The 1432-nt window shown below is 45.5% G+C and carries 1 protein-coding gene; it reads right to left on the bottom strand.

Annotation, left to right across the window (positions count from 1 at the left end; translation table 11 throughout):
- Nucleotides 1-10: 10 nt before the first annotated feature.
- On the bottom strand, nucleotides 11-1339 hold the full coding sequence (locus tag APB76_RS19090; protein WP_054963691.1) for an IS4 family transposase: 1329 nt from the start codon (nucleotides 1337-1339) through the stop codon (nucleotides 11-13).
- Nucleotides 1340-1432: the final 93 nt, after the last annotated feature.

Here is a 1432-nt window from a genome sequence, read left to right as displayed (position 1 = left end):
CTAATGCCAGTCAGTTAAGCTGACTGGCTTTTTTCTTATTAGGGTATTTTTTGCTCTTGGGTTTCACACATCTTGGGTATATTCGGTCTTCTCTTTTTAGTGGTAAAACATGGTGTGGTGTTTCATCGAGTAGATGATTGATGCGTTTCGGGATAGTGCCTGCCGCTTCCAACCAAAATCCATATATCAGATGGATTATCGCGGTTGCGCTTGTGGTAAAACTCAGCTGATTTGGATGGATACCCGGTATCGTCTTAGCCATATTTACCATTTGATACCGAATGATATTATAGCCAAGCAGCACTCCCCACAACTCTTGCTCTATCATCTCTGGAAGCTTACTTCTTAGCGTGAACTCATTGTTTAGCAAAGAAGATTTGATTTCCCGATAACCGACTTCTATTTCCCAACGATGACTATACAGGTCGACTATCTCCGATGATGGGAAGCGCATTACATCTGTCATTGAGGTTAGGATATTCACCTCTTTTCCCTTAATTTTTTTGGTTAATAACCTAACTTCAACTGTTTCTGGCAGGTCTGGGAACTTCCGCATTGCTTGTGGGCTAGCATTCAGAGCAACCACTTTGTCATTACGCCCTAGCTTCCTGATGACGGTATATTGTGTGTCTTTTCTCATTGGCATCAACCAGTGACGTTCTTTACCGGTTTGGTGCCAACGATTAAGTAAACCCAGAGAGTAGAAGCCCCGGTCAAACATGGTCAGGCTATTATCGGGAGTTGTTTCAATAAGACGTTCTGCCAAAACCATCTCATTCGTCTTATAACTATCAAACGCACTGGCTATCATCATATGGCTGCTTAGTTCCATCTGGCAGACCATTCGCACTTGGGGAAATGAACCATCGCCATTTTGATTAGAAGGCGCTTTATACCGCTCTCTGTTCTCCGGGGTGTCTGGTGTACGCCAAACGACACCGTCGACACCAAGGAGTTTTAGTCCAGACCAGGTGGGATGTTCGGCCTGTTGGTGCCACATCTGCTGGCTACGATGAAAAACCTCTTTCACCGCGTCAGCTCCCAACCGTTGGCGAGCCTGAACCACAGCGCTCGGGGCAACTAAAGGCTTTTTGCCTGGCAGCATTAACTGCGCCTTACTCACAATGCTCCAAACGGGCTCTTGTCGATAGAGGGACATTGCGATGACTGTCCATACGGCCATATCTAAAGGAATGCGGCGCTTTCTAACCGTTGCCACACCGGTAGCTTCAAGGCATTGATTAATAAAGTTGGGACAAAGAATATCTGAAAGCTGCCCGAGTTTATCGGTATTAGGTGCGTAGCCGTTAGCCATCGCAAGAGCGGTTGTGAGTTGCAAAAGAAAAGGTCCTAACTATCAAAAGTTAGGACCTTTATAACGTCTTTGGAGGATCGTTCAACCGATCATTTTAGGCTTAACTGATCGGCATTA

This window comes from Vibrio bivalvicida, assembly GCF_001399455.2.
In the GTDB taxonomy this organism is placed as follows: Bacteria; Pseudomonadota; Gammaproteobacteria; order Enterobacterales; family Vibrionaceae; genus Vibrio; species Vibrio bivalvicida.
This window is presented reverse-complemented; position numbering and strand designations above follow the sequence as displayed.